This window comes from Rhizobium sp. AB2/73 (assembly GCF_020871915.1).
In the GTDB taxonomy this organism is placed as follows: Bacteria; Pseudomonadota; Alphaproteobacteria; order Rhizobiales; family Rhizobiaceae; genus Rhizobium; species Rhizobium dioscoreae.
Genome location: NZ_CP067071.1, coordinates 3167287 through 3190848, shown reverse-complemented (window position 1 = coordinate 3190848; position 23562 = coordinate 3167287). Strand labels below are relative to the sequence as shown.

At 60.7% G+C, this 23562-nt stretch carries 25 protein-coding genes; 13 read left to right on the top strand and 12 right to left on the bottom strand.

Annotated features, from left to right (window positions below):
• Positions 1–84: 84 nt before the first annotated feature.
• From I8E17_RS15710 to ugpC, 3 genes are all read left to right on the top strand, one after another.
• The gene (locus I8E17_RS15710; RefSeq protein WP_229002117.1) at positions 85–996 is read left to right on the top strand and encodes a sugar ABC transporter permease; all 912 of its coding nucleotides are present in this window, start codon (positions 85–87) and stop codon (positions 994–996) included.
• The gene (locus tag I8E17_RS15705; RefSeq protein WP_112336233.1) at positions 989–1837 is read left to right on the top strand and encodes a carbohydrate ABC transporter permease; all 849 of its coding nucleotides are present in this window, start codon (positions 989–991) and stop codon (positions 1835–1837) included. Before I8E17_RS15710 ends, I8E17_RS15705 begins: the two co-directional genes overlap by 8 nt.
• Before the next feature lie 122 nt (positions 1838–1959).
• Entirely contained in the window at positions 1960–3030 is a 1071-nt protein-coding gene (gene ugpC, locus I8E17_RS15700) for a sn-glycerol-3-phosphate ABC transporter ATP-binding protein UgpC (RefSeq protein ID WP_069611654.1), read from the top strand.
• Here ugpC and I8E17_RS15695 read toward each other — a convergent pair.
• The 5 genes from I8E17_RS15695 to I8E17_RS15675 all read right to left on the bottom strand — a co-directional run bounded on the left by I8E17_RS15695 (position 3027) and on the right by I8E17_RS15675 (position 8882).
• Positions 3027–3404: a DUF427 domain-containing protein gene (locus I8E17_RS15695; RefSeq protein ID WP_069611590.1), complete on the bottom strand. Its 378-nt coding sequence runs from the start codon at positions 3402–3404 to the stop codon at positions 3027–3029. The genes ugpC and I8E17_RS15695 overlap by 4 nt on opposite strands.
• A 107-nt stretch (positions 3405–3511) precedes the next feature.
• Positions 3512–4093, bottom strand: a complete 582-nt coding sequence (locus tag I8E17_RS15690; RefSeq protein WP_069611655.1) for a TetR family transcriptional regulator — start codon at positions 4091–4093, stop codon at positions 3512–3514.
• A 219-nt stretch (positions 4094–4312) separates the two neighbouring features.
• A complete protein-coding gene (locus I8E17_RS15685; protein WP_069611591.1) occupies positions 4313–6184 on the bottom strand; it encodes a M23 family metallopeptidase in 1872 nt (623 codons plus the stop codon).
• A 132-nt stretch (positions 6185–6316) separates the two neighbouring features.
• Entirely contained in the window at positions 6317–7675 is a 1359-nt protein-coding gene (locus I8E17_RS15680) for an Nramp family divalent metal transporter (protein ID WP_069611592.1), read from the bottom strand.
• Positions 7676–8132: 457 nt separating this feature from the next.
• Positions 8133–8882: a tryptophan 2,3-dioxygenase family protein gene (locus I8E17_RS15675; RefSeq protein ID WP_069611656.1), complete on the bottom strand. Its 750-nt coding sequence runs from the start codon at positions 8880–8882 to the stop codon at positions 8133–8135.
• A 146-nt stretch (positions 8883–9028) separates the two neighbouring features.
• Here I8E17_RS15675 and I8E17_RS15670 point away from each other — a divergent pair, with 146 nt between their 5' ends.
• A complete protein-coding gene (locus tag I8E17_RS15670) occupies positions 9029–9499 on the top strand; it encodes an Lrp/AsnC family transcriptional regulator (protein ID WP_069611593.1) in 471 nt (156 codons plus the stop codon).
• Between the two features lie 96 nt (positions 9500–9595).
• On the opposite strand, the gene I8E17_RS15665 is transcribed toward I8E17_RS15670, so the two are convergent.
• The gene (locus I8E17_RS15665; RefSeq protein WP_069611594.1) at positions 9596–10210 is read right to left on the bottom strand and encodes a hypothetical protein; all 615 of its coding nucleotides are present in this window, start codon (positions 10208–10210) and stop codon (positions 9596–9598) included.
• A 312-nt stretch (positions 10211–10522) separates the two neighbouring features.
• Between I8E17_RS15665 and I8E17_RS15660 the strand changes: the two genes are divergently transcribed.
• Positions 10523–10675, top strand: a complete 153-nt coding sequence (locus I8E17_RS15660; RefSeq protein ID WP_173002556.1) for a hypothetical protein — start codon at positions 10523–10525, stop codon at positions 10673–10675.
• A 17-nt stretch (positions 10676–10692) separates the two neighbouring features.
• Here I8E17_RS15660 and hutC read toward each other — a convergent pair whose 3' ends face one another.
• Positions 10693–11412, bottom strand: coding sequence for a histidine utilization repressor (gene hutC / locus I8E17_RS15655; RefSeq protein ID WP_069611657.1), 720 nt, complete (start codon positions 11410–11412; stop codon positions 10693–10695).
• 79 nt (positions 11413–11491) lie between these two features.
• The gene (locus I8E17_RS15650; protein WP_069611595.1) at positions 11492–12835 is read right to left on the bottom strand and encodes a formimidoylglutamate deiminase; all 1344 of its coding nucleotides are present in this window, start codon (positions 12833–12835) and stop codon (positions 11492–11494) included.
• A gap of 101 nt (positions 12836–12936) precedes the next feature.
• Between I8E17_RS15650 and hutI the strand changes: the two genes are divergently transcribed.
• The 3 genes from hutI to hutU are packed head-to-tail and all read left to right on the top strand — an operon-like array spanning position 12937 to position 17424.
• The gene (gene hutI / locus I8E17_RS15645) at positions 12937–14205 is read left to right on the top strand and encodes an imidazolonepropionase (protein WP_069611596.1); all 1269 of its coding nucleotides are present in this window, start codon (positions 12937–12939) and stop codon (positions 14203–14205) included.
• Positions 14202–15737 (top strand): histidine ammonia-lyase, encoded by a 1536-nt coding sequence (gene hutH / locus I8E17_RS15640; RefSeq protein WP_069611597.1) that lies wholly within the window; start codon positions 14202–14204, stop codon positions 15735–15737. The genes hutI and hutH overlap by 4 nt, the downstream gene beginning before the upstream one ends.
• 1 nt (position 15738) lies before the next feature.
• Entirely contained in the window at positions 15739–17424 is a 1686-nt protein-coding gene (hutU, locus tag I8E17_RS15635; protein WP_069611598.1) for a urocanate hydratase, read from the top strand.
• Positions 17425–17427: 3 nt separating this feature from the next.
• Here hutU and I8E17_RS15630 read toward each other — a convergent pair whose 3' ends face one another.
• Both I8E17_RS15630 and I8E17_RS15625 read right to left on the bottom strand, forming a co-directional pair.
• Entirely contained in the window at positions 17428–17814 is a 387-nt protein-coding gene (locus I8E17_RS15630) for a type II toxin-antitoxin system VapC family toxin (RefSeq protein WP_069611599.1), read from the bottom strand.
• Positions 17811–18083: a type II toxin-antitoxin system Phd/YefM family antitoxin gene (locus tag I8E17_RS15625; RefSeq protein WP_069611600.1), complete on the bottom strand. Its 273-nt coding sequence runs from the start codon at positions 18081–18083 to the stop codon at positions 17811–17813. Before I8E17_RS15625 ends, I8E17_RS15630 begins: the two co-directional genes overlap by 4 nt.
• Before the next feature lie 90 nt (positions 18084–18173).
• Between I8E17_RS15625 and I8E17_RS15620 the strand changes: the two genes are divergently transcribed.
• The 4 genes from I8E17_RS15620 to I8E17_RS15605 all read left to right on the top strand — a co-directional run bounded on the left by I8E17_RS15620 (position 18174) and on the right by I8E17_RS15605 (position 21522).
• Entirely contained in the window at positions 18174–18737 is a 564-nt protein-coding gene (locus I8E17_RS15620; RefSeq protein ID WP_069611658.1) for a HutD family protein, read from the top strand.
• 78 nt (positions 18738–18815) lie between these two features.
• Positions 18816–19478 carry a sulfite oxidase-like oxidoreductase gene (locus I8E17_RS15615; RefSeq protein WP_069611601.1) on the top strand — a complete coding sequence of 221 codons (663 nt, stop codon included), beginning with the start codon at positions 18816–18818 and terminating at the stop codon, positions 19476–19478.
• 195 nt (positions 19479–19673) lie between these two features.
• Positions 19674–21113, top strand: a complete 1440-nt coding sequence (locus I8E17_RS15610) for an MFS transporter (RefSeq protein ID WP_069611602.1) — start codon at positions 19674–19676, stop codon at positions 21111–21113.
• A 103-nt stretch (positions 21114–21216) separates the two neighbouring features.
• On the top strand, positions 21217–21522 hold the full coding sequence (locus tag I8E17_RS15605; RefSeq protein WP_015341559.1) for a hypothetical protein: 306 nt from the start codon (positions 21217–21219) through the stop codon (positions 21520–21522).
• Between the two features lie 23 nt (positions 21523–21545).
• On the opposite strand, the gene I8E17_RS15600 is transcribed toward I8E17_RS15605, so the two are convergent.
• Both I8E17_RS15600 and I8E17_RS15595 read right to left on the bottom strand, forming a co-directional pair.
• Positions 21546–21941: a type II toxin-antitoxin system VapC family toxin gene (locus I8E17_RS15600; RefSeq protein ID WP_069611603.1), complete on the bottom strand. Its 396-nt coding sequence runs from the start codon at positions 21939–21941 to the stop codon at positions 21546–21548.
• Complete coding sequence (locus I8E17_RS15595) at positions 21941–22168, bottom strand: type II toxin-antitoxin system VapB family antitoxin (RefSeq protein WP_069611604.1); 228 nt, start codon at positions 22166–22168, stop codon at positions 21941–21943. Before I8E17_RS15595 ends, I8E17_RS15600 begins: the two co-directional genes overlap by 1 nt.
• A 168-nt stretch (positions 22169–22336) precedes the next feature.
• On the opposite strand from I8E17_RS15595, the gene I8E17_RS15590 reads away from it, so the two are divergent.
• The gene (locus tag I8E17_RS15590) at positions 22337–23527 is read left to right on the top strand and encodes an acetyl-CoA C-acyltransferase (RefSeq protein WP_069611605.1); all 1191 of its coding nucleotides are present in this window, start codon (positions 22337–22339) and stop codon (positions 23525–23527) included.
• Positions 23528–23562: the final 35 nt, after the last annotated feature.

Sequence of the window (23562 nt, the reverse complement as noted above, 5' to 3'; positions counted from 1 at the left end):
GCCGCTCCCTTGTGCCGGCGCCGGTTCTTCTTTGAACTGCAATCGTCGAGACTGCCCATGACCGATGTCAGTGCCACGACCACTATGCCCTCCGTTGCAAGAGCGAAACCGGCTGCGAAGCGAAAATCGCCGGCTGCGCGTGGCCGCCTGCCCGTCATCCTGCTGTTCCTGCCACCGGCGCTGCTGCTTTTCACCATCTTCGTCATCCTGCCGATGGGAGAAGCGGCCTGGTACAGCCTCTATCGCTGGAATGGCTACGGGCCGCCGACCGAGTTCGTCGGGCTGCGCAATTTCCAGGTTCTCTTCAAAAACGGCGCCTTCCTGACGTCGCTAAAGAACAATGCACTGATCATCGTCGTGTCGATCGCCATCCAGGTGCCGCTTGCCATTTGGCTGGCGACGATGCTGGCGCACCGCATTCGCGGCGTCGTTCTTTTCCGGCTGATCTTCTTTCTGCCTTACGTGCTGGCCGAAGTGGCCGCCGGTCTGATCTGGCGCTTCGTCTATGACGGCGACTACGGCCTGTTTGCCGCGATCGCGCATTTCCTCGGCACGCCGACGCCCTACGTGCTCGCCGATAAGGATCTCGCGATGTATGCCGTGCTCGGCGTGATCGTATGGAAATATTTCGGCTTCCACATGATGCTGTTCATCGCCGGCATGCAGTCGCTGGACAAGAGCGTGCTAGAGGCGGCCGAGATCGACGGCGCTACCGGCTGGCAGAAGTTCCGCTACGTGACGCTGCCATTGCTCGGTTCGACGCTGCGCCTTTCCGTCTTCTTCGCCGTCGTCGGATCGCTGCAGCTCTTCGACATGATCATGCCGCTCACCGGCGGCGGCCCGTTCAACTCGACCCAGACGATGGTGACCTTCCTCTACAATTTCGGCGTCACCCGCATGCAGGTCGGACTCGGCAGCGCCGTTGGCGTCGTGCTGTTCGTGATCTGCGTCACCCTCGCCTTCGGCTACAAACGGATATTTATGCGCAATGACTGATCTGGCCTCATCCGTTCGACTGACCACCGGCACGAAGATCTATCTCTATGTGTCGCTGACCATCATTGCCGCGATCGTGCTGATCCCGCTGCTGACGACCGCGCTCGGCGGCTTCAAGACACTCGGCGATCTCCGTACCAACCCGTTTGGTCTGCCGGCCGAATGGCATTTCGAAAATTATACCGGCATTCTGTTCGGCGACCGCTACTGGCGGCAGATGATGAATTCCCTGATCATCGCCGTGCTGACAGTGTTCCTGACGCTGTCGGTTTCGGCCATGGCCGCCTTCGCCTTCGCGCATGTGAAATTCTTCGGCTCGAACTTCCTGCTGAACTATTTCCTGATCGGCCTGATGTTTCCGGCGGCGACTGCGATCCTGCCGCTCTTCATCCGCATTCGCGATCTCGGCCTGCTCAACACCTATTGGGGCGTCGTGCTGCCGCAGGTGGCGTTCGGCCTCGGCATGAGCATCCTGCTCTTCCGGAACTATTTTCGAAACCTCCCGGAAGAATTGTTCCAGGCGGCCTTTGTCGATGGCTGCGGCTATATCCGCTTCTTCTGGCACATCTCGCTGCCGCTTTCGCGGCCGATCATCGCGACCGTCAGCATCATCTCCTTCGTCGGCAGCTGGAACAGCTATATCCTGCCGCTGATCATGTTGAACTCGGATTCGATCTATCCCTGGCCGCTCGGCATGATGGTCTATAGCGGCGAATTCGGCACGGAATGGGAGCTGGTGCTCGCCTTCATCACGCTGACCATCCTGCCCACGATCATCGTCTTCTTCCTGGCGCAGAAGCACATCATTGCTGGCCTCACCGCTGGCGCCGTGAAATCCTGAGCCTAGAGCGGTTCAGCTTTCATGGAAACTCTGGACCGCTCTATCTTTTTGTTTTGACGCAATTCCGGACGGAAAACCGCTTCACACTTTTCCTGGAATTGCTCTCATCGGAGCACAACAACATGGCATCCGTCGAACTGCACAACATCCACAAGGCCTATGGGGCGCTGACCGTCATTCACGATATCTCGCTTTCGATCGAGGACGGAGAGTTCATCGCCCTCGTCGGCCCCTCCGGCTGCGGCAAATCCACGCTTCTGCGGATGATCGCCGGATTGGAGGAAATCACCGATGGCGACGTGTCGATCGGCGGGCAGGTGGTCAACGCCATGACGCCGCGCGAGCGCAATATCGCCATGGTCTTTCAGTCCTACGCGCTCTATCCGCATATGACGGTTGCCGAGAATATGGGCTTTAACCTGAAGCTCTCGGGCGAGACCAAACAGGTGATCGAGCAGCGTGTCAATGAAGCCGCGCGCATGCTCGATCTTACCAAGCTGCTCGACCGCAAACCGGCGCAGCTTTCCGGCGGTCAGCGCCAGCGCGTCGCCATGGGCCGCGCCATCGTGCGCAATCCCGCCGTCTTCCTGTTCGACGAGCCGCTTTCCAACCTCGATGCGAAGCTGCGCGTGCAGATGCGCTCCGAGATCAAGGCACTGCATCAGAAGGTGCAGACCACTTCGATCTACGTCACCCATGACCAGATCGAGGCGATGACGCTGGCCGACCGGATCGTGGTGTTGAACCAGGGCCGGATCGAACAGCAAGGCACGCCGATCGAGCTTTACCGCAAGCCGGCCAACCTCTTCGTCGCCGGCTTCATCGGCTCGCCGGCCATGAATTTCCTCGACGGCACGGTCGAGGGTGTCGATGGCGCGCCGGCCGTGCGGCTGAAGGACAGCACGCCGATCCGCATTGCCGGGGAACGCATGGTAAAGGCGGGCCAGAGCGTGAAGGTTGGTTTGAGGCCCGAGCATCTTAGCCTTGCAAGTGCCGGTTCACCCCTTACGGGTCAGACGCTGCTGGTCGAGCCGACCGGCGCCCAGACGCACGTGCTCTTCGACCTTGCCGGCGAACAGGTGACGGCCGTTGTCGATGGCGAGGCGCCGGTGCGCTATGGGCAGCCGCTGAATGTCTCGGTGAGCCCGGAGCAGGTCTATGTCTTCGACGCCGCGAGTGGCCTTGCGCTTTAAGTTCTCACATCGATGGAATCGACGCGATCGGGATAGAAGGCCATGTAATCCTTGATCCGGCTGACGGACGCATAGGGGTTTTCATAGCTCCAAATGGCGTTCACCGAGCGCTCGCCGCCGGCCGGAATGCTGTAATAGGAGCATTCGCCCTTGTAGGGGCAGTAGGTTTCGTGGCTCGTCTTTTCCAGCAGCGACATGTCGACATCCCTGCGCGGGATATAGATGACGGCCGGATAGGATGCTTCCTTGAGCGACAACGCCTCATGCGTATCGGCGATCACCTTGCCGGCGACGGAGACGATGACATGGGCGTGCTTGTCCTCGATTGTGATCGGATGATCCGGACCAGGGATCTTGACTGCTCTTTCGGACATGGTTGGATTTCCTGAGATGAGTTGCAGGAGACGGCTCGAGATATTCAAACGAAACCGAACCGGCATGTCTTTGTTCCGGAAGATATAAGAAGGCCCTGCCCGGATTATCAGCCCTTGCGCGCACCCCAGCGCAACCCGTCCATCAGGAGGCGTACGAGGCGGCGGGATCGATCGTACCATTCCGGTGAATCGGGCATGGAATAGGTGCCGGAAAGTGCCTGCAGCACGTCGGTACTGTCGACGTCGGTGCGGATCGCGCCGGCGGCGACTGCGCGGTCGATGAGACTTGCGAGCGCGACCGGCACCTTGCCGTAACTGTCGGCGAAGAGCTTGGAATTGCTGTTGAAAAGGATGCGCAGGCTGTCGGCCATGCCCCGCTTCGTCGCGATGTAACCGACGAAGCGATGCATCCATTCCTCCAGAGCTTCATCCGGTGGGCGCTCGCGTGAAAGTTCTTCGGCGGCATCACACAGTGCTTCGACTTCGTGATGATAAACCGCTTCCACCAGATGTTCCCGGCTCGGAAAATGGCGATAGAGCGTGCCAATGCCGACATCCGCGCGGCGAGCTATGTCTTCCAGGGAGGCGGCGGTGCCGTGGCTGGCGAAAGCTTGTGCTGCAACTTCGATCAGCTTGTCATAGTTGCGTCGCGCATCGGCGCGCAGACGCCTGCTTTCATTCGGCAGCATGGGCTTTGGTTCCGGCAACGGCTTGCGCGCCAATTTCTGCTCCTTGCAGGTTACCACATGAGGATATCCGGCATCGCGTCAGACAGTGCGCGGCGATATCTTCTCCACGGCGAAATACAGAAGGATTGTTATCGCATTCGTCATCGAGGCGCCATTGCCGCTCGCGGGAATCGGGCTTGCAAGGATCGGGAAGGACGTTCGTGCGGATTTCTGGCCGGCTTATGGAGACGGCGCGCCGAAATGGCTCGGTCCAAAGCCCGATCCCAAATTCGGTCCGAAGTCCGATCCTGAATTCGGCCCGAAGCTCGGCCCCTGCTCGAAGTTGGCGAAGGGCGCGGAGGGATTGCCGTGAGCCGGCGGAACATCGAGGTAGCTCATGATGTTCTCGACATGGCTGACCTGTGAGCGCAGGCTGTCGAGGGACTTGCCGGTCAGATTGGTGCCGGCGGGCAATTGCGCTGTCAGCGGATTTTCGTAACGGCCGTTGACGCGCAGCTCGTAATAGAGGTGCGGGCCGGTGGAGTAGCCCGTCGAGCCGACATAGGCGATGACCTGGCCCTGGGTGACGCGCTGGCCGACGCGAAGATCCGACGGCGTTGCCGAAATATGGGCATAAGTGGTCTCGTAGCCGCCGTCGTGGCGGATGCGGACATATTTGCCGTAGCCGGTTTCCCAGGAGATCTTTTCGACGACGCCGTCGCCGGCGGCCTGGATGGGGCTTCCCATCGGCGCACGGAAATCGACGCCGTTGTGGAATTTCTTCACGCCGAGAATGGGATGGATGCGCCAGGCAAAACCATCGCCGAGCGTGCCGTTCGGCACGGGCCGATGCACGAGCGACTTGGCGATCGAGCGGCCGCGCTCGTCATAGAATTCCGAAGAGCCTTCGCCTTCGTTCTTATGCAGATAGAAGCGATGCGTGTCGCCATCGGCATGGAATTCGATGAACATCAGCTCGTTCCGGCCGTCGTCCGACTTGCGGAAGAGCAGATCGACGCTATCGGGAGCATCGTCGATGCTGGTGAGCGAAATGCCCTTGGCCTTGGCGAGCTTGATAAGCTGTGAAGCATACTCCTTGGTCAGGCCGGCTCTTTCGAGCTTGTCGCTGACTGCCTGCTCGTCGCTCTCGTCGACACCCTTCAAATCGACCGCGGCGACCTCTGTCGAGGATGGAGCGTCTGCCTGGCTTTCGCTGTAGAGCGTGGAAAACAGCCTGTCATTGGCCATCGGAACAAAGCCGTTGGCATCATCGCGGGCAACGACGCGCTCCGGCGTCTTGTCGCCGCTGAGGCGCGCCATGATCAGCTTCGGTCTGGCATTGGGTCCTTTTTTCTCAAGCAGCAGCTCGAGGCTGTCGCCGGGAGAAACCGTATCGGTTTCCAGCGCGCGCTGCAGCTCGTCGCCGGCATCGCTGCCGAGGCCCGCAGACGCCAGGATATCCTGCAGATCCTGCTTGTCCTTCGGCATGGATACGAGCCTGTGGAACTCGCGCCCGGCTTCGCCGGTCGTCGCGCGCGATACGCTGACGTTCAACGGTACGCCGCGAACCGGAAAGCGAGAGCGGCGCACGGCATCGTAATGCGTGGTCTGCGGATAGATGCCGTGGCGGATATCGGAAAGCGAAGGCGGCGAAAATGCCACATTGTCGGCTCGCTCGTCGCCGTAGGAGGCACTGATGGCGCCCCCGCCGTCACGCGCCAGGGCGGTTTCGTCGGATTTGAAGACCAGCGTCGTGCGATGATAGGTGAAAATGCGGGTTTCGCCGCTGGATAGTTTTTCGGCCACCTGCGCAAAGCGGGCGCCGTCGAAACGCTGTTTTGCCGCCAGCCGGCTGGCTTTGCGCATGGCTGGCTGAGAGCGCGCGAGCTGGGCCGTGCGCACCGGCGTCGCCCGTTCGATCGTGTGACGCGCCAGCAGGGGATAGAGCACGGTGGCGAGCAGGCCGAAGGAGGCAGTGCCTGCGAGACCGATGACGATCAGGTGACGAAGATGGGCAGAGCGCGGCAGAAAGGGAATATGAAAATCGTGATGCGGCCGCGCCTGGATCGCAGCCTCTGCAGGAAATTGAACGCGCAATGGACTTTCGGCCATGAAGTGAGGAACCCTGCAGATTGCGGTGGGCCCAAACTAGGGCAAATCATGGCAGAATCTAGGCAAATATTACGAGTCGGTTAACTGCCGTGATCATCCACAGGGCGAGATTTGCGCGTTCAAGATGATTCGTCAACCGAAGATGGTGTCGTAGAGCAGTTTGAAGTTCAGCGCCAGGATGATCGCGGCGACTATCCACGAGAGAACCGCGACGCTTCTGGGGATGACGAAACTGCCCATTTTCTCGCGATTCGTGACGAATTGGACCAGGGGAATGACGGCGAAGGGCAGTTGCATCGAGAGTATGACCTGGCTCAGCACAAGCAGGTTCGCAGTGCCTTTTTCACCATAAATGGCGGTCACACACACAACCGGAATAATTGCGAGGCCGCGGGTCAAAAGTCGCCTTGCCCAGTGCGGAATCCTGAGCCGGAGAAAGCCTTCCATCACGATCTGGCCGGCAAGGGTCGCCGTTACGGTCGAGTTGAGTCCGGATGCGAGCAATGCGATCGCAAAAAGGGTGGAGGCGATACCGAGGCCGAGCAGCGGCGACAACAGCTCGTAGGCCTGACCGATCTCGGCGACGTCGGAATGGCCGCTGGTGTGGAAGGCGGCAGCTGCGACGATCAGGATCGCGGCATTGACGAAGAGCGCCAGCATCAGGGCGACGGTGCTGTCGATGGTTGCCCATTTGATCGCATCGCGACGGCCCTCTTCAGTGCGTTTGTAGGCGCGGGTCTGGACGATGGAGGAATGCAGATAGAGATTGTGCGGCATGACCGTCGCGCCGATGATACCCATGGCGATATAGAGCATCTCGTGATTGGTGACGATTTCGGGCGAGGGGATGAAGCCTTGGAGGATCGCGGCCACCGGCGGTGCGGCCGCGGCGATCTGGATGGCAAAACAGATGGCGATGACGGTCAGCAGCGCGATGACGAAAGCTTCGAGGTAGCGGAAGCCTTTGCTCATCAGCAGCAGCAACAAAAATGCGTCGAGCGCGGTGATCAGCGCGCCGCCGATCAGCGGAATTCCGAAGAGCAGCTGCAATGCGATCGCCGTACCGATGACTTCGGCTAGGTCGCAGGCAATGATGGCGAGTTCACAGGCGAACCACAGTGCCAGATTGACCGGCCGTGGATAGTGATCGCGACAGGCTTGGGCGAGATCACGGCCGGTGGCGATGCCGAGCCTTGCGGAAAGCGCCTGCAGCAGGATCGCCATCAGGTTCGACAGCATGATGACGGTGAGAAGCGTATAGCCGAACTGCGCGCCGCCGGCGAGATCGGTCGCCCAGTTGCCGGGGTCCATATAGCCGACGGAGATCATGTAGCCGGGACCGACGAAAGCCATCAGGCGCCGAATCCAGCTGCCGCCGTGAGGAACCTTAACCGTGGCATTGACTTCCGGAAGGCTCGGACGATCGTCCTCGTCGCGGCTGGCAAACTGCCATGCGCGCCCCTGTGCTGCTGCTTCCTGTACTTGTGTCATGTGGGGCTCCGGGAGGATCGTGCTGTGAGACTACTAAATAAATATGACTGATATCAAAATTATGCAATAGGCTATATTTCAATGGTCATTGCATCGCTTTCGGCCGAGGCTGTGGCCTGCCGGTCGTTTGCTAAAGCATGTCGCGCAAAAGTGTGCAGCGGTTTTGCGACAACGACATGCACAAAATCAAAGACCTAAAGCGCGGGAAACGACTCTGAAAGATCGCGACGCGCTTTAGGAGACTGGTGTCGGGGTGGACGGCGCTGGCAATGCCTGCGTCTGTGAAGGGAAGGTTGGATCAACCAGGGGGTTGCGAGCGGCGAGACGGTGTCATTTTGCCCATGGCGGGTCGATGCGTCGTCCTGGAGCGTGAGAGCCGAGGCTTGGCGCAGCTCGCTTAATCTTGTCCGGGCGGCCTCCGCCATCGAAGCGGCGGAAGGCGGTCGCCGGTTAGAACCTATTCGGCCGCGTCGTGCTTGGAAATGGAATCGCGGACGACGCCATATTGGCCACCCCAGCGATCGGTCATTTCGTGGCGAATATCCCACAGATCGGGGAAGAAGCGATGGCGCGTGCCGGCCTGCAGCAGCTCCACGGGACGACCTTTCAACGATTTAGAGCCGAGGCCGATGGAACGCTGGATCAGATAGATGTGATTGGCGCGGAATTTCTGGAACAGTTCGTCATACTCGACCAGCGCTTCGGCCACGACGTAGCTGTCGCCGTGATCGTATTTGTCGTCATAGATATCCGCGACCGTCAGGCCGGCGGCATCGAGATAGTTCGCCTTGAAGGCGTGCCAGAGATCCGGTGGCATGCGCAGCAGAAACCCGAAGCCGGGCGATTCTTGGCCGCTGCCATTGCCGAGTTGCAGACGGATTTGCTGATATTCCTTCGGGGACATGGTTTCCAGAAGATCGAGCTGGGTCGTCATCATGCGCATGATCCGGTGCACGCGGCCCATAAGGGTCACGACGCGATGCGTGTTGCGCTCCTCCATGAAGCCGATGACATCGACCAGCGTATAGGCCATCAGCTTCATCCAGAGTTCTTCGACCTGATGGACGATCTGGAACTGCAGTTCGTCGCCGTTGACCATGCCGTTCAGCGGCTTTTGACAGGCGAGCAGCTTGTCGCACTGCAGGTAGACGCCATAGTCGCGCATTTCGGGCGCCTCGATGCGCGCATAATAGTCTTTCTTCTGCATCTTCGTCCCCTTTGTTCCGGCCTTCGGCCCAGCATATTTGCTCGCTTTCAAGGATACGAAATTCAGCTTGAACATTGTTCCTATTTGTCATCCATTTCGGAGGAAATAGAGTACGATCGATCATCTGTGCGGCTATGGAGAGAACGATGGAGTTGGATGCCTTAGATCGTAAGATCATTACCGCGCTGGAGGCTGATGCCCGCCTCTCATTTGCTGCGCTTGCCGATCTGGCCGGTCTCAGCAAGACGCCATGCTGGAAGCGCGTAAAAGCGCTGGAGGAAGCGGGTGTGATCCGGGGATACAGGACGCTTCTCGACCCGGCCAAGCTCGGCTTCGGGCTGGAGGCTTTCGTGCAGGTGTCGATCGATGTCGAGCGCTTCGATGCCTTCGAAGCCGCCGTACGCCGCCATCCTCTGATTTGGCGCTGTCATGCGACAACGGGCGAGGCGGATTATCTCTTGCATATTCTGGCGACCGATATGGCGGCGCTCGACCGGTTGCTTCGGCAGGAGCTCAACCGGCTGCCGGGCGTCCGGCATACCGTGACGTCGATGTCGACGCGGGAGATCAAGTCGGACATTTCGTTGGCCGAGGCCATGCTGCATGTCGGCGAATAACTATCGGCCGTCGTCATATGGCGTCGAGCCGACGACACGGCGTATCAGTCGTTCGCCGACATCGACAAGGGAAAAGGAGTTGCTGGATCGAAGCGATCACATCGGCGGCACGGTGCCGTTGAGGCCGACGGCAACCCGATCGGCGGAGACGGTGGTTTTGCCGGTTTGCTCGCCGGTGATGAAGACGCCGGCGCCGGGCTTCAGATCGGCTTTGGTTGCCGACGTCAGAGTCACGACGGGCGTGCCATCCGGGATCTTGATCTTGCGTTCGCCGCCCTTGTAGGTGAGGGTCAATGTCGGGCCGCTGACGGACGTCACGGCATTGGCGACCGTGGCGTTGGTCATCGAGCTGTTCGGCGCTGAATCCCAGGGGCGGTCGCCTTCGCCGGTTCCCTTCATCGAGGCCGGGAAGATGACGACTTCGATCGCGCCATTGATGCCGCTGTCGGTCGGCTGCGAGGCGATGCCGACGAAGTCGCCAGGCTTGATGTCGCTGACGGCGGCCTTGACGACGCCGCCGACGTTCCAGCCGGGTTTCAGCGCGACTGTCATGTCCTTGCCGTCGCGGGACTTGACCTTGAGCGTGTCGCCATCGAGGCTTTCCACGGTGCCACGCACCCTCACACGCTCGGCAGCCTCGGCGCTTTGCAACGCGGCAAGCATGGCGACGGAGAGCGTCAGCGCAGCCGCGATCAGACGTTTGCGATCCATGGGTGGGGTCTCCCTTGAGATATCGGCCGCGCGATGCGCCGAACGTGCGTGATAAGAAGGTTGGAATTGGTCGACGGAAGCCGCGGGGTGGCTTCGAAGCCGTCTACATTGTGATCCTATGCGCCGCTTCCATCAGCCGCCATTCAAACAAGCGTGAGATTGCCATCCCATTCGGCGCGGGCAGAAATTCCTGGAAAAGGCCCATTTTTTCGCAGAACATCAAGCATTGCTTAACGTTTACCGTTAGACTGCGCTGGTTATCTCGAATTCCCTATCGCGCTTGTCGCTGGGCTGGGGAGATTGGAGAACGAAATGACCGCGATTCGTCCGCTTTTGATCGGAATCCTCCTGATTCTGGCACTGGTTCTGATTGCGCTCAGTATCCTGCTGGTCGATCCTGCCCAGCCTGTCCGGCAATCCGATAGTCTCATTCCGCCGCCGACAGAGTCGCCGCAGCGCCCCTAAGTTGGCGCCGGGAATGGTCAGCTTGCCGGCGTAAAGCGTGCCACGAGACTGTGGCGATCACCGGGATAGGTGAGGCGGACATGGGTTATCGGGCCGGCGGCGCTCCAGGTGCGCCGCTCGACGACGAGGCATGCCGTCCCTTTCTGGATATCGAGGTTGGCGGCCGCGTCGCCTTCGGCCGATATTGCGCGGATCTGATGTTCGGCGGTGCTCCACGGCACTTGGTTGAGCAGCCAGGGGCCCGGCGGCAGTGTTTCGAAGTCGGCCTTCGCCGCTTCCGGCACCGCGTCGAGATTGATGACACGGTTTTCCAGGCAGAAAGGGCGCGGGCCGGCATAGTGGATGCAGGTGATCTCTATCACCGGGATAGAGCCGACGAACTGCAGCCTGCGAGCGTCCTCCGGCCGCCCGCGCCGCTCGGCACGCTTTATCAGCCTGTGGGAGTAGGGCAGATTGAGCGACAGGACCTCGGACTTGATATCGTGAATCTCAAGCACGGCAGATTGTGCCTGCGGATGCGTGACGAAGCTGCCCGAACGCTTTCGCCGCTCGATCAGGCCGGCTCGTGCGAGCTGGGTCAACACCTTGTTCACCGTCATGCGCGAGCAGTCATACTGCTCCGCGAGGTCCATCTCGAACGGGATGCGGTGTCCTGGAGGCCAGGCGCCGGAAACGATCCGGCCCTCGATATCGCTCAGGATGCGCTGATGGAGGGTCGCCTCTTTGCTCGTGGTCATGCCACCCATCTGTTCCGTGTGAGACATGGGATTTCCCGCAAGTTATTTAGGGGTCAATCAATGGGAGGAAAAGCGGTTTTTAACCGATAAGTTCAGCCATCGCCTTGCGGAATCGCGCCGAGATTGCCTCCCGCTTGATATGACGGCCGCCTTCGACCTGCTTGCGGCCCAGCGTCCAGACGCGATCGACCTTGACGCCACCGGCAAACGTCCAGTGATCGAGAATGCGGTCGCCGGAGAGATAGGGTACCGCGCTCACATCGAGCGAAACGATGTCGGCGTGGTTGCCGACGGCAAGGCCGGCCGGCGCCTTGAGAGCCGTACCGCCGCCCGCCAGCGCGCCGTCGAACAGCATGCGGGCGGTCGAACCGCCTGATGTTGCGATGACGTTGCGGGCGCGTAGCGCCAGGCGCTGCGAATATTCGAGCTGCCGCAACTCCTCCGGCACGGAGATGAGAATATTGGAATCGGAACCGACGCCGTAGTGGCCGCCTTCTTCCAAGAATAGCGGTGCCGGGAACACGCCGTCGCCGAGATTGGCTTCGGTGATCGGGCAAAGTCCGGCGATCGCGCCGCTCCTTGCCATGCGCCGCGTCTCATCCTCGGTCATGTGCGTGGCGTGGATCAGGCACCAGCGCTCATTGACGGGTGCATTGTCGAGCAGCCATTGCACCGGCCGAGCACCCGACCAGGCGATGCAGTCTTCCACTTCCTTCACCTGCTCGGCGACGTGGACATGGATCGGCCCGTCGCCGGCGATCGGCACGAGCTTTGCCAGCTCTTCCGGCGTCACGGCCCGCAGGCTGTGCGGCGCGATGCCGAGCTCGGCGCCGGAGAGGCGGCTCGTCACTGCGCGGCAGCCTGCCATGAGGGCTTCGAAGCTTTCGATGGAATTGATGAAGCGGCGCTGGCCTTCAATGGGGGCCGCACCGCCGAAGCCGGAATGGGCGTAAAAAACCGGAAGCAGCGTCAGCGCAATGCCAGTTTCGGCGCTGGCGGCGCCGATGCGCTCAGCCAGTTCGGCGATATTGGCATAATGGCTGCCGTCCTTGTCATGATGCAGGTAGTGGAATTCGCCGACGCGGGAGAAGCCGGCTTCCAGCATCTCAATGTAGAGCTGCGCGGCAACCGCCTCGACATGATCCGGGGTCATCGACAGAGCGAATTTGTACATGACGGTGCGCCAGCTCCAGAAGCTGTCGTTCGCCGGGCCGCGGACTTCGGCAAGGCCGGCCATGGCGCGCTGGAAGGCATGGCTGTGCAGGTTCGGCATCGCCGGAACCAGAACATTCTGCCTGTCATCACCGGCTTCGGCAGCGACATCGGTCGCGATCTCGGCGATGCGGCCGCCTTCGAGGGTCAGCCGCACATTCTCGTGCCACCCGTCGCCAAGCAGTGCCGAGCGTGCATGAAGTCTCGTCATGGTCTCACCCTTTCCTTTCGGACATGGAGTCCAAAATCCCTCTTGTCAGCCTTTCGATTATGTATATACATTATGAGCCAACGAGGAAAGGCGTAAAGCTGATGGGTGGGAATAATTTTTCCGAAGATGGCCCCAACAATGGCAAGGAAAACGGTGGAGCAAGCCGCGTCTGGCGCAATGCTCGCCTTGCGACCTTGAAAGAGGGCGTGGCCCGGCTCGGCACCATCGAGAAGGGCGCGATCCTGACCAGGGGCGGCCGTATCGTCTTTGCCGGCAGCGAAGCCGATCTGCCCGATATGTCAGGCGCCGAAAGCATCGACCTTGAAGGGCGCTGGGTGACACCCGGGCTCGTGGATTGCCATACGCATATCGTCTATGGCGGCAATCGTGCCCGCGAATTCGAGATGCGGCTGGAAGGCGCGAGCTACGAAGAAATCGCGCGTGCCGGCGGCGGCATCGTCTCCTCCGTCAATGCAACGCGGGCGCTGTCGGTGGATGAGCTTGTCGCCGTCGCCTTGCCGCGCCTCGATACGCTACTGTCCGAAGGCCTAACGACAATCGAAGTAAAGTCGGGCTACGGCCTCAACATTGAATCCGAGCTGAAGATGCTGCGGGCCGCGCGCAAGCTGGAGACAGTCCGCCCGGTTCGCGTTGTGACTTCTTATCTCGGTGCGCACGCGACCCCGGCTGAGTACAAGGGGCGTAACGGCGACTATATCACTGACGTCGTGCTGCCCGGCTTGAAACAGGCGCATGCCGAAGGTCTCGTCGATGCCGTCGACGGCTTCTGCGAAGGCATCGCCTTTTCCACGGCGGAAATCGCCCGTGTCTTCGATCTTGCCAAGTCGCTCGGTATTCCGGTGAAGCTGCATGCCGAACAACTTTCCAATCTTGGCGGTGCCAAGCTTGCCGCTTCTTACGGTGCGCTTTCAGCCGATCACGTCGAATATCTCGATGAGGACGGCGTCAAGGAAATGGCTGCGGCGGGTACGGTTGCCGTGCTTCTTCCCGGCGCCTTCTATGCCATCAACGAGAAACAGAAGCCGCCGGTTCAGGCCCTGCGTGATGCGGGCGTCTCGATTGCCATTGCGACCGACTCCAATCCCGGCACTTCGCCGCTGACTTCGCTGCTGCTGACCATGAATATGGCTGCTACCCTTTTCCGCCTGACGGTCGAGGAATGCATCGCCGGCGCAACGCGCGAAGGCGCTCGCGCCCTTGGGCTGCTCTCCGAAACGGGCACACTCGAATCCGGCAAGTCGGCCGATTTTGCCATCTGGGATGTCGAAAGCCTGGCGGAGCTTGTCTACCGCATCGGCTTCAATCCGCTCCATGCACATGTCTTCAAGGGAAAGAGGTTCAACCGATGACTGTCGTTCTCCATCCAGGTTCCGTCTCGCTGCAGCAGCTGGCGACGATCTATTGGAGCGGTGAGCCGGCTAAGCTCGATGCGTCCTTCGATGCCGGCATCGCCAAGGCGGCCGCCCGTATCGCGGAGATCGCTGCCGGCAATGCGCCGGTTTATGGCATCAATACCGGCTTCGGCAAGCTGGCTTCCATCAAAATTGACAGCGCCGATGTCGCAACGCTGCAGCGCAATCTCATCCTCTCGCATTGCTGCGGCGTCGGCCAGCCGCTGCCTGAAAACGTCGTTCGCCTCATCATGGCGCTGAAGCTCATTTCGCTCGGGCGCGGTGCCTCCGGCGTTCGGCTGGAACTCGTGCGGCTGATTGAAGGCATGCTCGAAAAGGGCGTCGTTCCCGTCATTCCCGAAAAGGGTTCCGTCGGTGCTTCGGGCGATCTCGCGCCGCTCGCGCATATGACCGCCGTCATGATGGGGCATGGGGAAGCTTTTTATGCCGGTGAACAGCTTTCCGGCGCGGCCGCGCTTGAAAAGGCCGGCTTGAAGCCGGTCGTGCTCGCCGCCAAAGAAGGCTTGGCACTCATAAACGGCACGCAGGTATCGACCGGTCTTGCGCTTGCGGGTCTCTTCCGTGCCCATCGTGCCGCCCAGGCCGCTCTCATTACCGGCGCGATGTCGACGGATGCGGCGATGGGTTCCTCCGCCCCGTTCCATCCCGATATCCATACGCTGCGTGGCCATAAGGGCCAGATCGATACCGCCGCCGCCCTTCGCGGCCTGCTCGCCGGTTCGGTGATCCGCGAAAGCCATATCGAAGGCGACGAGCGTGTGCAGGATCCCTATTGCATCCGCTGCCAGCCGCAGGTGGATGGCGCCTGCCTCGATCTTCTGCGTTCCGTCGGCCGCACGCTTCAAATCGAGGCCAATGCCGTCACCGACAATCCGCTTGTCCTGTCTGACAATTCTGTCGTTTCCGGCGGCAATTTCCATGCCGAACCGGTCGCCTTTGCCGCCGATCAGATTGCGATCGCCGTTTGCGAAATCGGCGCGATCGCACAGCGCCGCATTGCGCTGCTCGTCGATCCCGCGCTCAGCTACGGCCTGCCGGCCTTCCTCGCCAAGAAGCCAGGCCTGAACTCGGGCCTAATGATTGCCGAAGTGACCTCGGCGGCGCTGATGTCCGAAAACAAGCAGATGTCGCATCCGGCCTCCGTCGACTCGACCCCGACCTCAGCCAACCAGGAAGACCATGTTTCCATGGCCTGTCATGGCGCGCGCCGCCTGCTCCAAATGACCGAAAACCTCTTCGGCATCATCGGCATCGAAGCGCTGACGGCTGCCCAGGGCGTCGAGCTGCGTGCGCCGCTGACGACCAGCCCGGAACTGACCCTTGCCATTGCTTCGATCCGCGCCGCCGTGCCGTCGCTGGAAGAGGACCGCTACATGGCAAATGATCTCAAAGCCGCCAGCGAGCTCATCGGTTCCGGCGCACTCAATGCCTCGATTTCAACCGACATCCTGCCCTCCTTGGAGATGTGACATGACCAACCCACGCCATAATATCCGCGAGATCCGCGCGCCTCGTGGTCCCGAGCTCAACGCCAAGAGCTGGCTGACCGAAGCGCCGCTGCGCATGCTGATGAACAATCTCGATCCGGACGTTGCGGAAAACCCGAACGAACTGGTCGTCTATGGCGGCATCGGCCGCGCCGCCCGCACCTGGGACGATTTCGACCGTATCGCTGTGACGCTGAAGACGCTCAACGAAGACGAGACGCTGCTCGTGCAGTCCGGCAAGCCGGTCGCTGTGTTCCGCACCCACAAGGATGCGCCGCGCGTGCTGATCGCCAACTCCAACCTCGTGCCGCACTGGGCGACCTGGGATCACTTCAACGAGCTGGATAAGAAGGGTCTTGCCATGTATGGCCAGATGACGGCCGGTTCGTGGATCTACATCGGCACGCAGGGCATCGTGCAGGGCACCTACGAAACCTTCGTCGAAGCGGGCCGCCAGCACTATAACGGCAATCTCAAGGGCAAGTGGATCCTGACCGGCGGCCTCGGCGGCATGGGCGGCGCACAGCCGCTGGCGGCCGTCATGGCCGGCGCCTGCTGCCTTGCCGTCGAATCAGACGAAACCCGCATCGATTTCCGCCTGCGTACCCGTTACGTCGACGAAAAGGCAAAGACACTCGACGAAGCGCTTGCCCTGATCGACAAGTGGACGAAGGCCGGCGAAGCCAAATCCGTCGGCCTGCTCGGCAATGCCGCCGAAATCTTCCCAGAACTGGTAAAGCGCATGAAGGCCGGTGGCCCGCGTCCGGATATCGTCACCGACCAGACCTCCGCCCACGATCCGCTGAACGGCTATCTGCCGATCGGCTGGACGGTCGCCGAACATCGGGCCAAGCGCGAGAGCGATCCGAAGGCCGTCGAAGCCGCCGCCCGTGCCTCCATGAAGGTGCATGTCGAAGCCATGGTCGCTTTCTGGGATGCCGGCGTGCCGACGCTCGACTACGGCAACAACATCCGCCAAGTCGCAAAGGAAGAGGGCTTCGAAAACGCCTTCGCTTTCCCGGGCTTCGTGCCGGCCTATATCCGCCCACTTTTCTGCCGCGGCATCGGCCCTTTTCGCTGGGCTGCCCTCTCGGGTGATCCGGAGGATATCTACAAGACCGACGCCAAGGTGAAGGAGCTGCTGCCTGACAACAAGCACCTGCACAACTGGCTGGACATGGCGCGCGAACGAATCGCATTCCAGGGCCTGCCCGCGCGCATTTGCTGGGTCGGTCTCGGCGATCGCCACCGCCTCGGCCTCGCCTTCAACGAAATGGTCAGGAACGGCGAGCTGAAGGCTCCCGTCGTTATCGGCCGCGACCATCTCGACTCCGGCTCGGTCGCCTCGCCGAACCGCGAAACGGAAGCCATGAAGGACGGCTCGGACGCCGTTTCCGACTGGCCGCTGCTCAACGCCCTACTCAACACCGCATCGGGCGCCACCTGGGTATCGTTGCACCACGGCGGCGGTGTCGGCATGGGCTTTTCCCAGCACTCCGGCATGGTCATCTGCGCCGACGGTACGGATGATGCGGCCACGCGCCTGGAGCGCGTTCTCTGGAACGACCCGGCGACCGGCGTCATGCGCCATGCCGATGCCGGCTACGACATCGCGCTTGATTGGGCCAAGAAGCAGGGCCTGCGCCTGCCTGCCATCCTGGGGAACTAAGGCCTAGACCAGCCGCACAAGGCCGCCGTAGCTTGCGACGGTCTTGTCGGCGGTTATCAGGGAAAGGCCTTCAACGAAGGCTTGGGCAACAAGAATTCGGTCGAAAGGATCCTTATGAATATCAGGCAGATCCGCGACCGCAGTTGCATGTTCACCCAGAACTGGAAGTTCTTGGTAGCCATTTTCGAGCAGATTTTCGCGAAGCTTGCGGGCATCGATGGTAAAGTCTGCCCGAGCACGTCCGGTCTTGATTGCCACTTCCCATATGCTGACGGTCGAAAATACAATCGTATTGTCGATATCTTCAATCAGATTGCGGGCTTTCTCCGGCAATCGTTGGGACATACCGGTCATCCAAAGCAGAATATGCGTATCGACAAGAAGCCTCATTTTTCTTTGATGTCTTTGAAATCGTTGAGATTCCCATAAAACATCTCTTCGATTTCATCGGCCATCATCGTGTCGAAGTCTTCGGGGACGGTAAATTGGCCATCCATGAAACCGATGCGACGCTTCTTTGGTGCCTCTTTCTCTTCGAGGGGTACGACCTTCACCATCGGCTTGCCCGCCTTGGCGATGATGAAAGCTTCGCCCTTTGCGGCTTTTTCGATCAGCCGCGACAAATGCGTCTTCGCCTCGTGAATATTGACGGTTTCCATGGCAGGCTCCGAATGGACTTAGTCCACTAAACTTAGTTTACTCCGAATCGAATTGCAATGATGGGACAGGAATAGATGGCAATGCCGAAAATCACGCTTCTCCGCAGTGATCATCATCGTCGCATGCCCTGGAAAAACGGCGGCGGGGAAACGGTGGAGATCGCCGTTTCGCCCGCTGGCGCCGGACTTGCCGACTTCGACTGGCGCGTCAGCATGGCGACCGTCGCCACGGACGGGCCGTTCTCGGTCTTTCCCGGCATCGATCGTACGCTGTCCATTCTCGATGGCGAAGGCATGACGCTCTTCATTGAGGGGCGCGCGCCCGAACGCCTCACACAGGCAAGCGAGCCGCTGCCCTTCGCTGCCGATGCGTCGACTTCGGCGACGCTGATCGATGGCACGATCATGGATCTCAATGTCATGACGCGACGGGGCCGTTTTATGCATTCCGTGCGGCGTGTTGCTATAGATGGACCTAGGGAGGTCGCTTTCGAGACCGGGACCAATCTGGTTCTTTGCCATCGCGGCAATGCCGAAATCGATGGCATGGCGCTTGATGTGGGCGATTGCCTTTTGATTTCCAACGACAGTGCCGGGCGGCACTCGATCTCGGGCAAGGCGCAGCTGTTCCATATCGCTATCGCGGCAATATAGTCAGCTATCTGCCGTTCCTTGACTTGACACCCGCCTGGCTCGGTTATCCTATTTCTGCGCAGCAGAGAGGACACCTGCATGAGCGACGATCAGATTCCCGCCGATAGCAAGCTCACCACATCCAAGCGCCGATGGGCGGCGGAGGGCAAGTTTCTGACGGGGCGCGTCAGCCGGCCGGAGACGGAGCGGTTGCCACCGGGGCAGCATCTCGTAAAGAACTGGCCGGTGCTCGATCTCGGCGTGCAGCCGCAGATTTCTCTGTCGAGTTGGCGGCTCGATGTAATCGGCTTTGTGGAAAATCGACTCAGCCTCGATTGGGCTGCTTTCCAGGCGATAGAGCAAAGTACCCGTGTCAGCGATATTCATTGCGTGACGACCTGGTCACGCTACGACAATCGCTGGGAAGGGGTTTCGACACGCGATCTCCTCGATCTCGCCATGCCGACGGCGGAGGCGCAGCATGTGCTGCTGACGAGCTATGATGGCTATACCACCAACCTGCCGCTATCGGATTTCGCCGCCGAAGATGCGATTCTGGCCACCGCCTGGGAGGGCCAGCCGCTGACCGGCGAGCATGGCGGCCCGATGCGCCTCGTCGTGCCGCATCTCTATTTCTGGAAGAGCGCCAAGTGGCTGAACCGCATCGAGCTTATCGGTGCCGACAGGGCCGGCTTCTGGGAGAAGAACGGCTATCACATGTATGGCGACCCTTGGCGGGAGCAGCGTTACTCGGACGATTGACGCTCCCGGCGCCTTGCGGGTGAGTGCCCTGCGCTGGCCCTCCCGAATCGCGGTTCTTATGCCACCGTGGCAATTTTTGATGGCGACGGTCGGGTTTGTGGCTTTGCAAGCCACCATCATGGGCGTATTCAATGATCGTATGATTGCGGCCGACAATATACGGCTCCCTTGAACGCCTATGTCCGAATTCAGATCATGACCGTTGCCCGGACCATAGAAGAGCCTTCCGAAGCAAGTTTCGGCCGGCAGTCCCGCATTATCGCCTTCGTCGTCGCAGTCTCCTTCTTCATGCAGATTCTGGACGGCACCATCGTCACCACTTCGTTGCCGCAGATGGCGGCAACCTTTGGAGTCGAACCAGTGTCGATGAGCATCGGCATCACGGTCTATCTGCTGACCATGGCCGCCTTCGTGCCGCTGGCCGGCTGGGCTGGCGATCGCTACGGTGCACGGCGGGTGTTCCTGGCGTCGATCACCATCTTCACCGTTGCATCGCTGTTCTGCGGTCTTTCCGGGAATTTGACCGAGTTCATCATTGCCCGCGCCGTGCAGGGTGTCGGCAGCGCGCTGATGACGCCTGTCGGCCGCATCATCGTGCTGAAAAACGCGCGCAAGTCCGATCTGGTGCATGCGATGTCGATGATCACCTGGCCGGCGCTGACGGCGCCTGTCATCGGCCCCGTGCTCGGCAGCTTCATCACCACCTATCTCAGCTGGCATTGGAACTTCCTGATCAATATCCCGATCGGCATTATCGGCCTTGGTCTCGTCGTGCGCTTCGTGCCGGATCAGCGGGAGGAAAAGGTCGCCCGCCTCGATTTCGTCGGCTTCCTGCAATCGGCGGCGGGGCTGACATTCCTGCTTGCCGGCCTTGAATTCGTGGTGCAGGGCACGACAGGGCTGGCGCCCAGCATGGGGTTGATCGCTGCAGGCGTGGTGTTTTCCATCATTGCCACCCGGCATTTTATGAGGGTCGACGCGCCCTTGCTCGATCTCTCCGCTTTCAAGGTGCAGACCTTCGCCATGTCGACGCTTTCGGCCGGTACGGCGAGCCGTGTGGCGATCAACGCCACGCCGTTCCTGATCCCGCTGCTCTTCCAGGTCGGCTTCGGGCGCACGGCGATCGATGCCGGCACCTATCTGCTCTTCTATTTCGCCGGCAATCTCGGCATGAAGGCAATCACTACGCAGATGTTGAGAATCTTCGGTTTTCGCAACGTGCTCGTCGTCAATGGCCTGATCTCATCAGCCAGCATTGCCGGATGCGCGTTTCTGTCTCCATCGACGCCGGAGCTGGTGATATATTGCCTGCTATTCATCGCTGGACTTTCGCGGTCGATGAATTTCACGGCGCTGAATACGCTGGGGTTTGCCGATATTCATGCCGCGCAGCGCAGCTCCGCCTCGACATTGTCGAGCATGCTGCAGCAGGTTTCGCTGCTGCTTGGCGTTGCCGTCGCTGCTGCGGTTCTCAATCTCTCGCGCACGATTCATGGTGGGGAAACGCTTTCGCTTGTCGATTTTCGCTGGGCTTTCCTCATCGTTGGCCTTATCGGTGGCATCTCCGCATTGCGTTTTATCAGCCTGCCGCACGATGCCGGCGCAGAGGTATCCCGCCATAAAGTGAAGACCTGATCAAAACCTTCAAATTCTTAACGATATTGACAGGCAAGCCGCTGTAAAATGGCCTGCCGGTTCCCATATGAAACTCGCGTCAACTCCCACAGGAGGCAGTCCCATGCTGCTCAGAACCCTCGCTATCTCCGCTCTCGTCGTCGGCGTATCCAGTGCCGCCATGGCCGAGCAGGTGCACAAGCATCATCCCAAGCGCGTCAATGTCGAGGCGTTCCAGGCCGATGTCGGAAGCGTCGATCATTCGAAGGATGCAATCCTTCCGGACGGCACGATCAACACCGATCCATCCGTAACCGGCCCGATCCGCGCCGGCGATTCCATTTCCCGCCTGCAATGCGCCGCTGCGCCCAACTCCGTCGGCGCTCGTTCGAGCACCTATAGCGCGGGCTCCGCTTCGCTTTGCCCGTAACGGCTTGATGGCTCGAGCTGGTTTTAAGCCAGCTCGATATCCGTCTGCTTGAACCGGTCGCTTTTCGACAATAGCGGCTGGCGATAATAGCGAGCGCAGGCATAGGTCAAGCAATCGTCAAGGCTGAGGCGCGCTATATGGTCGCCTTGGCCATAGCGCTCGTAGGCTTCCGCCGCCAAGGTGGCGGCGCGGGGCGGCACAGCAAGCAGCTGAACGTTCATAAGCTGCAGAAACGTGCGGACAGCTTCGCCGGCCTCGGTCGGCGACAATCCCAAAGCATCGGAGACAAGGATCGCGGCATTCGCTGCGACAAGCGGCGAGGTCATTCGCGCCGTTGCCGGCTGCATGCGGATCGCGAAGGCGCGCGCCTCTTCCTCGTCGGTCATCATTGCCGAGAGCACTGAAGCGTCGATAAACATCAAATCTCTTCCGCTTTGCCGGCGCTTTCGATTTTGGCGATGGCCTTCTGTTTGAGATTGCGGCAGAAAGCCACGGCGACATCGGCAAGCGCCGGCTTGGTCAGCTCCTCATCCAGCGCCTTCTGCAAAGCAAGCCGCACGGCTTCCGTCTTGGTCGTGGCCTTGGTCAGCGCCTGATAGCGGCGCGCCAATCTGTCGATGGTGTCGTCCTTAATGTAAAGCGGCATGGAATATCCCTTGAAACTCTACGGATATCCTTAAGCCCTCTGCGCGAGGAGGGCAATCATGCGCGCCGCCCGGCAGTATCCTATTTTCTGCGATATTTAGATGACGATCATCATCTAACGTGATAGGAAGGATCCGAAGATATGGTTTGCTATCCGTGAGGAGATGTCATGTCCGCCACCGATCCCATCGTCATCGTTTCCGCTACCCGCACGCCCCTTGGCCGTTTCCAGGGAGATCTCTCGCCCTTGCAGGCGCACGAGCTTGGCGCGCATGTTATCCGCGCGGCGCTGGCGCGTGCCGGTCTTTCGGCGGAGAAAGTGGATGAGGTTCTGTTCGGCTGCGTCCTGCCTGCAGGACAGGGGCAGGCGCCGGCCCGGCAGGCTGCGCGCGGGGCTGGCCTGCCGGACGCCGTCGGCGCCACCACGATCAACAAGGTCTGCGGTTCCGGCATGAAGGCGACCATGTTGGCGCATGACCTACTTCTCGCTGGTTCGGCCTCGATCGCCGTTGCCGGCGGCATGGAATCCATGTCGAATGCGCCCTATCTGCTGGCCGAGGCACGCGGCGGCTATCGCATGGGCCATGACCGCATCTTCGATCATATGATGCTTGACGGGCTCGAGGACGCCTATGAGAAGGGCCGTTCCATGGGCGATTTCGGCGAGCTGGCGGTTGAGGCCTATCAGTTCAGCCGCGACGATCAGGATGCTTACGCGGTCGAGACCTTATCGCGCGCCCGTGCCGCAACGGAGAACGGCGCCTTCGAAGCCGAAATCACCCCGGTTTCGGTGATGGCGAAAGGCGGTCCGGTAACGGTCGCCAAGGACGAACATCCGCAGAAGGTTTCACCTGAAAAGATCCCGACGCTCAAGCCCGCCTTCCGCAAGGATGGCACGATTACGGCGGCCAGCGCCTCGGCCAATGCCGATGGCGCGGCCGCGCTCATCCTGACGCGCCGCTCGCTCGCCGAGCGCGAGGGGTTGCCGATCCTTGCCGAAATCAAGGCGCATGCGACGCATTCTCAGGAACCGGCCTGGTACACCACCGCGCCGATCCCGGCGATACGCAAGCTGCTCGACAAGACGGGCTGGAAGATCGGCGATGTCGATCTCTTCGAGATCAACGAGGCCTTCGCCGTCGTCGCCATGGCTGCGGCGAAAGAGCTCGGCATTGCACGCGATCGTCTGAACATCAATGGCGGCGCATGTGCGCTTGGCCACCCCATCGGTGCCACCGGGGCGCGTCTCATCGTGACGCTGCTGCATGCGCTCGAGCGTCAGGGTGCAAGGAAGGGCGTCGCGGCCCTTTGCATCGGCGGCGGCGAGGCAACGGCGATTGCTGTGGAGCGGGTTGGGTAAGTGAATTGGGGCAAGTCAGGTGCATCTGCCGATGC